We start from the raw sequence: 6,517 nt of genomic DNA on the forward strand, positions 1-6,517 counted from the left end.
GCGGCTCGCGGTCGCGGCGGCGCCGAATCCGGCGGGGGCGGCGTCGGCGCGGATCCGGCAGGCGGTGGTGATCGACGAGGACGTCGCCCGGTTCGCGGCGGCGCCGCTCGCGGCGGCGGGCGAGGAGGTCGCCTGGCGGGACGGGGACGTGGTGGCGCGGCGGGTCGAACGGCTCGGCGCGCCGAGCTGGACGCGCGTCCGCTGCGCGACCCCGATCCCGAGCGGGTGCGGGCGGCAGCTGCGCGACGGCGTCCGCGCGGCGGGCGCCGGCGTGCGACCTGGACGCCCGCCGCGACGGCGCTGCGCGACCGGCTCGCGTTCCTGCACCGCGCCGTAGCGGTGGCCCGCCGTGGACGACGCCGCGCTGCTCGAACTCGTCCCGGACTGGGCCGCGGCGGCGGGCGCCCGCGACCGCGCCGGGCTCGCCCGCATCGACGTCGCTGCGGCCCTGCGCGGCCTGCTCCCGTGGGACCTCGCCGCCCGGCTGGACGAGCTGGCGCCCGAGCGGATCGAGGTCCCGTCGGGGTCGCGGATCCGCGTCGACTACGCGCCCGACCAGCCCGTCCTGGCGGCGAAGCTGCAGGAGCTGTTCGGGTGGGACGCCGCGCCGCGGCTGGCGGGCGGGCGGGTGCCGGTGGTGGTGCACCTGCTCTCGCCGGCGGGACGCCCGGCCGCCGTCACCGCGGACCTGGCGTCGTTCTGGGGCGAGGGGTACCGGTCGGTGCGCGCCGAGCTGCGCGGCCGGTACCCGCGCCATCCGTGGCCGGACGATCCGGCCACGGCCGTCCCGACGAAGCGGACGAACCGGAAGCGGTAGGCCGACCGTCCCCGGGCGCCCCTGTTTCCGTGTGGGCGGTGGTCCCCGCCGGGCCGGGACTCCTCGGGGTCAGGGTCTTGTCGCGACCAGGGCCTCGATGCCGTCCAGGATGCGCGCCAAGCCGAACTCGAACGCGTGGCGCGGGCCGACGGCGCCCTGGTACTCGTGCCCGGCGCTCGCGCCGACGCGGGCGCTGAGCGGGTACTCGTCGCCGCCCGTGTCGATCTGCTCCATCAGCGGCGCGATGGTCTCCCACCACTGGACGTCGTTCATGCCGGTGCGCCGTTCGGCTTCGGCGACGTTGACCGAGACGCGGGCGGAGCTCTCGGCGAAGCCGGTGACCAGTGCGACGACCGAGTCCATCTCGACGTCGGTCAGCCCGATGCCGTCGACGGCGCGGAGTTCGAACTCGTACTTGGCGAAGACCGCGGGACCCATGGGCGGACGGACGGCGGAGACGTGCAGCATCCAGGGGTGCCGGTGGTACAGGTCCCAGTTGTCGCGGGCGAGGTGTTCGAGCTTGGGACGCCAGCCGCCCGGGACGTCGTCGGGCGGGGTGAGTTCGGCGAGGGCGCGGTCGAACATGACGTCGATCAGTTCGGCCTTGCTCGGGACGTAGGTGTAGATCGACATCGGGGCGACGCCGAGCTCGTCGGCGACGCGGCGCATCGACAGGGCGTCCAGGCCCTCGGCGTCGGCCACCGCGACGGCGGTCCGGACGATCTCCGCCACGGTCAGTTTGGGTTTCGGGCCGCGCTTGGGGGCGGGCTGGACGCCCCACAGGAGTTCGAGGCTGCGTTTGGGGTCGCCGCCGCCGCTGTACTCGGTCGTCACCTTCGCATCCTCCCAGGACCGGAAGAAGTCCGCCGCGCGGGGATGAAACTCTGTACGGCGTACGTTATATTGCCTCGGATGGTTAATCCGTATTGCGTACGGAGTTTCGGGAGAGTGATGACAGAGCCACAGTTCGCGATCGACGCGGCGGGGCTGCGCAAGACCTACGGCGAGACCCGGGCCCTGGACGGCCTGGACCTGCGGGTCCCCGCGGGCACCGTGCACGGGGTGCTCGGCCCCAACGGCGCGGGCAAGACGACGTGCGTGCGCGTGCTGGCCACGCTCGCGCGGCCGGACGGCGGACGGGCGAGCGTCGCGGGGCACGACGTCGTCGGCGATCCGGCCCGGGTCCGGACGCGGATCGGGCTGGTCGGCCAGTACGCGGCGGTCGACGAGGTGCTCACCGGCCGGCAGAACCTCGTCATGTTCGGCCGCCTCTACCACCTCGGCGGACGGGCGGCGCGGCGGCGGGCCGACGAGCTGCTGGAGCGGTTCCGGCTGGCCGACGCCGCGGACCGTCCGGCGGGGCGGTACTCCGGCGGCATGCGGCGCCGCCTCGACCTGGCCGCCGGGATGATCCTCGCGCCCGCGGTGCTGTTCCTGGACGAGCCCACCACCGGCCTCGACCCGCGCGGACGCATCGAGGTGCAGGACGCGGTCCGCGCGCTCGCCGACGGCGGCACCACCGTGCTGCTCACCACCCAGTACCTGGAGGAGGCCGACCGGCTCGCCGACGAGATCTCGGTGATCGACCGGGGCCGGGTCATCGCCGCGGGCAGCCCCGACCGGCTCAAGTCCCGGCTCGGCGGCGACCACCTGCGGGTCGTCGTGGCCGACCCCGGCGCGCTCGACCGGGCGGCGGAGGTCGTCGCCCGGGTCGCCGGGGCCGAACCGGAGGTGGACGCCGACGCGCTCACGGTCGGCGCGCCCGTCCCCGACCGGGTCGGGGCCCTCACCGGAGCCGTCCGGGCCCTGGACGAGGCGGGCGTGCGGGTCGCCGACATCGGGGTGCGCCGCCCCACGCTCGACGAGGTGTTCCTGCACCTCACGGACAAGAAGGAGGTGCCCGCGTGACCGTGACGCACACGCTGCCCGTCCCGGAGATCCCGCGGAGCCCGCTGGGACGGCTGCGCTGGGCGGCGGCCGACGGCTGGACGCTCACCCGGCGGGCCCTCGCCCACTGGGTGAAGCGCCCCGAGCAGCTGGCCATCGGGCTGGCGTTCCCGGTGCTGCTCGTCCTGATGATGGGCTACCTGTTCGGCGGCCAGATGGAGGTCCCGGGCGGGGACTACCGGGAGTTCATCATCCCGGGGATGTTCGCCATGACCATGGTGTTCGGCGTCGAGGCGACGTTCACCGCGATCGCCGTCGACGCCGCCAAGGGCGTCTCCGACCGGTTCCGGGCGATGCCGATGGCGCCGTCGGCGGTGGTCGTGGGGCGCGGCGCCGCCGACCTGGTCGACGCCCTCGCGGCGCTGTCGGTCATGGCGCTGTGCGGCCTGGCGATGGGCTGGCGCGCCCACGACGGGATCGTCCCCGCGCTCGCCGGCCTCGGGCTGCTGCTGCTCCTGCGGTTCGCGCTGATCTGGGTCGGCGTCTACCTCGGGCTGCTGGCCAAGGGGCCGGAGTCGGTCATGGTGATCCAGATTCTGGTGTGGCCGATCGGGTTCCTGTCGAGCGCCATGGTCGCGCCCAGCACCATGCCGGGGTGGCTGGGGACGATCGCCGAGTGGAACCCCATGTCGGCGACCGTCACCGCCTGCCGCGACCTGTTCGGCGACCCGGCCCTGGCGGCGCTCGCGAGCGACTCCTGGGCGTCCGACAACGCCCTGCTGCTGGCGGTCGCCTGGCCGCTGGCGATCACCGCGGTGTTCTTCCCGCTGGCCGTCCGCCGGTACCGCGCGATCGGCCGCTAGGGCAGGACGGACGCGCGGTGGCGGGCCAGCGCGAGCGCCGGGTAGCAGTCGGCGGGGAGGGGCTCCGCGCCGTTCAGGGCGGTGCGGAGCCTGGCCCCGACCGTCCCGGTGTCGTAGGGCTGCACCACGCACAGTTCGGCCTGCATCGCCTGCCGCGCGGCGGTCATCAGCGCCGGGACGTCGCCGACCACGACGACCTCGGACGGCGCGTCGCCGTAGGCCAGCCGGACGGCCAGCGCGTGCATCCCCGCGGTGCCCGCGCCGGCGTACCGGAACTCGCACACCAGGCGGTCGCCGTCCAGCGGCCCCTCCTGGATCAGCCACGCCTGCCCGGCCACGACGCGGCCGAGCGCGTCCTCCCAGGGGGCGGCCGGGGCGGCCGGCAGCGCGTCCGCCGCCTTGGCCGCGGCCTTGCGGCCCACCTCGGGGCCGATCGCGGCGAGCGTCCGCAGGAACGCGCGGGCGCCCGGCGTCGCGGCGGCGCGCAGCGACCCGAGTCAGGTCGCCGAGCGCGGCGCGCCGGGCCTGCTCGTGCGGGGCGGCGGCCTCCAGGCCGCCGAGTTGCGCGGACGTCCACACCTCGGCCTGCAGTGCGGTGGGCAGCGCGGGCAGCGCCTCCGACTCCCTCACGTAGGCGTCGTACACCTCGCGCAGGGCGGGCAGCAGCAGGGGCCGGGCGGACGGTCGGGTCGTGCTCACACGGCCAGCCTATGGGACGCCCGGCGGCCCGGATCGCCCGCGATCAGTGGCCCCCGTCACGTCCCCGGGGAGCCGCCCGTGCCCGGCATTCCGCGATCGACCTGGATGATCCAATCGGGCGCTAACTAGTTCGCCATAGCGGCCTTACCCCCGGCACCGGCCCGCGCCCGGTCGCGTCGAACGTGGGTGGCAGACGGAAATCGAGATGCGGAAGGGGGGTGCGGAACCCGGATCCTCTTCACGGGACCTTCGCGAAGCGACGTTCACTCCGTGAGTGGAGCGGACGCGGGCACCGGGCCCATATCGCTCGAGACAACCGAGGGCGGGATCGGGAATGAGGGGAAACGAGACGACGGCACGGCTCGACTACCGCCTCCTGCTGGCGGTCGACATACAGGGATACAGCAAACGCGACGCCCGCGAACAGCTCGCCGCGCAGCACCGGCTCGCGGACGCGCTGGACCGCGCGGCGCGCGGCGTCGGGCTCGACCGGGCCCGCTGGGACAAGCAGGTGGGCGGGGACGGGGAACTGGCCACGCTGCCCATCGGCACCGACCCGGCGCCGGTCGCCGGGGGCTTCGTGATCGGGTTCGCGGACGCGCTGCGGGAGGTGAACGCCGGTCCCGGCCGGCACCGGCTGCGGGTACGGCTCGCGCTGCACTACGGGACGCTGACCGAGGGCCCGTTCGGGCCCGCGGGCGACGCGCCCATCGTCGTCCAGCGCCTGCTGGACGCGTCGCCGCTGCGGCGACTGCTGGACGACGACGCCCGCGACCTCGCCTACGTGGTGTCCGACGGACTCTTCGAGGACGTCGTCCAGACCGGGTTCTGCGCGCTGGCGCCGGGCGCGTTCCAGCCGATGAAGATCACCGCGAAGGGGACGGCGTTCCGCGGCCACCTGCTGACCGGCGCCCTCCCGGGCGGCCCGCGGGCGCGCGTGCTGAGCCTCCCCGCGCTGGCCGGCCGGTGAGCGCCCGCTGATCGTCCGCCCGGCCGGGTAGGGGAGCACCCGGCCGGGCGGCCGCCTCCACCGGCGCTGACGGGCCGTCAATAGAGGGGCTGACGGGACGCCGGGCGGCGCGGTACGGTGCCGGGGACCGACGCCCGGGGAGGCACGCATGCCGCAGGAGATCGAGGTCGCCGCCGCCACGACCGCCGCGCCCGAGGTGCTGTTCCGGCACCTGGCCGTGCCCGAGGCGTGGGGCGCCTGGGGGAAGTTCCCGACCCGCGCCCGCCAGGTCCGCAAGGGCGACACCACGACGTACGGGGTCGGGTGCGTCAAGCAGATCTGGCCCGCCAAGGAGCAGACGGTCGCCTACGAGCCGTACTCGCGCTTCTCCTACATCGCGCTGTCGGGCCTGCCCGTCCGCCGCTACCGCTCCGACGTCCACCTCGACCCGCAGGAGGACGGCACCGGCACCTACCTGCGGTGGCGCGCGACGTTCGAGCCGCTCGTCCCCGGCACCGGCCCGCTCCTCGGGTTCTTCTTCCGGCTGATGCTGAAGTCGTTCGTCCGGTGGCTCCCCGACCACGCGGAAGGCTGCCCGGCGACCTGCCCCGCCCGCGACGCGGCGACCTGTAACGGACGGAAAAGAGGCACGGGCCGAGAGCACCCCGCAGTTCCCTCGGCCCGCACCCGTCCTCGAACGGCCCCTAATCGGACTCGGGGCCGTAAACCTCCCACAACTCCCCGGCGAAGAACCGGGCGAAGTCCAGCAGCTTCGCCGCGCCGTCCGGACCGGACGTCCGGAACGTGGTGAGCTGCTGCGCGAAGTCGCTCAGCTCGATGTGCAGGACGCCCGCCGCGACGACCGCCGCGTCCCCTTCGGCGTCCTCGGGGACGTGCCCGTCCAGCAGCCGCACGTACAGCGTGGACGTGTCGGGCCAGATCCGCGTCGGCGGCCCGTGCAGCACGTCCTTGTGGCCGGTGAGCGTGCGCGGGCGGTCCTCGCCGTCGGTGAAGAACAGCCGGTACTTCATCAGCCGCCGGTCGTCGTCGCCGGTCGGCGCGAACAGGTTGAACCGGCCGTCCAGGACGGGCCGCCGGCCCCCGCGCGCGGCGGCGTCCACCCACCCCCGCGCCCCCGCCTCGTGGTCGGGCTCGGCGAGGAACCGGTCCACGTCGTCGGCGGTGATCGTCAGCCGGAACGACAGCGGCTCGCGCCCGGCGTCGACGGCCCCGGCGCGCGGGTCGGCGACGCCGTAGGTGACGAACCCCTTCATCGTCTCGGTGAACGACAGCGAGGTCGGC

7 protein-coding genes and 2 pseudogenes are annotated in these 6,517 nt (G+C 75.1%); 6 read left to right on the top strand and 3 right to left on the bottom strand.

What is annotated here, in order from left to right; translation table 11 throughout:
* Positions 1-337: pseudogene (locus tag BJF79_RS62145) on the top strand (hypothetical protein); the annotation flags it as partial.
* Positions 338-349: 12 nt separating this feature from the next.
* Positions 350-817: an ATP-dependent helicase C-terminal domain-containing protein gene (locus tag BJF79_RS62150; RefSeq protein WP_075902198.1), complete on the top strand. Its 468-nt coding sequence runs from the start codon at positions 350-352 to the stop codon at positions 815-817.
* 69 nt (positions 818-886) lie between these two features.
* Here the strand turns inward: BJF79_RS62150 and BJF79_RS29260 are convergent, their stop codons facing one another.
* Positions 887-1,651 (bottom strand): TetR/AcrR family transcriptional regulator, encoded by a 765-nt coding sequence (locus BJF79_RS29260; RefSeq protein ID WP_075902200.1) that lies wholly within the window; start codon positions 1,649-1,651, stop codon positions 887-889.
* A gap of 117 nt (positions 1,652-1,768) precedes the next feature.
* Between BJF79_RS29260 and BJF79_RS29265 the strand changes: the two genes are divergently transcribed.
* Together BJF79_RS29265 and BJF79_RS29270 are read left to right on the top strand one after the other, a co-directional pair.
* Positions 1,769-2,725, top strand: a complete 957-nt coding sequence (locus BJF79_RS29265) for an ATP-binding cassette domain-containing protein (protein WP_075902202.1) — start codon at positions 1,769-1,771, stop codon at positions 2,723-2,725.
* Positions 2,722-3,567: an ABC transporter permease gene (locus BJF79_RS29270; protein ID WP_083734118.1), complete on the top strand. Its 846-nt coding sequence runs from the start codon at positions 2,722-2,724 to the stop codon at positions 3,565-3,567. Before BJF79_RS29265 ends, BJF79_RS29270 begins: the two co-directional genes overlap by 4 nt.
* Here BJF79_RS29270 and BJF79_RS62155 read toward each other — a convergent pair.
* Positions 3,564-3,989, bottom strand: a complete 426-nt coding sequence (locus BJF79_RS62155; RefSeq protein WP_262402732.1) for a hypothetical protein — start codon at positions 3,987-3,989, stop codon at positions 3,564-3,566. The two genes, BJF79_RS29270 and BJF79_RS62155, sit on opposite strands and share 4 nt — an antisense overlap.
* Before the next feature lie 611 nt (positions 3,990-4,600).
* On the opposite strand from BJF79_RS62155, the gene BJF79_RS29280 reads away from it, so the two are divergent.
* The gene (locus BJF79_RS29280; protein ID WP_075902204.1) at positions 4,601-5,236 is read left to right on the top strand and encodes a hypothetical protein; all 636 of its coding nucleotides are present in this window, start codon (positions 4,601-4,603) and stop codon (positions 5,234-5,236) included.
* Positions 5,237-5,384: 148 nt separating this feature from the next.
* On the top strand, positions 5,385-6,026 hold the full coding sequence (locus BJF79_RS29285; protein WP_075902206.1) for an SRPBCC family protein: 642 nt from the start codon (positions 5,385-5,387) through the stop codon (positions 6,024-6,026).
* Here the strand turns inward: BJF79_RS29285 and BJF79_RS55985 are convergent.
* Positions 5,920-6,517, bottom strand: a pseudogene (locus BJF79_RS55985) (FAD-dependent oxidoreductase); the annotation flags it as partial. The gene BJF79_RS29285 and the pseudogene BJF79_RS55985 overlap by 107 nt on opposite strands.

The sequence above is a fragment of the Actinomadura sp. CNU-125 genome (genome assembly GCF_001942465.1).
Lineage (GTDB): Bacteria > Actinomycetota > Actinomycetes > Streptosporangiales > Streptosporangiaceae > Spirillospora.

Excerpts from the sequence above, each read along its gene's own strand:
- BJF79_RS29280 (WP_075902204.1), top strand. The coding sequence starts at position 4,601 with ATGAGGGGAAACGAGACGACGGCACGGCTCGACTACCGCCTCCTGCTG.
- BJF79_RS29265 (WP_075902202.1), top strand. The coding sequence starts at position 1,769 with ATGACAGAGCCACAGTTCGCGATCGACGCGGCGGGGCTGCGCAAGACC.
- BJF79_RS29285 (WP_075902206.1), top strand. The coding sequence starts at position 5,385 with ATGCCGCAGGAGATCGAGGTCGCCGCCGCCACGACCGCCGCGCCCGAG.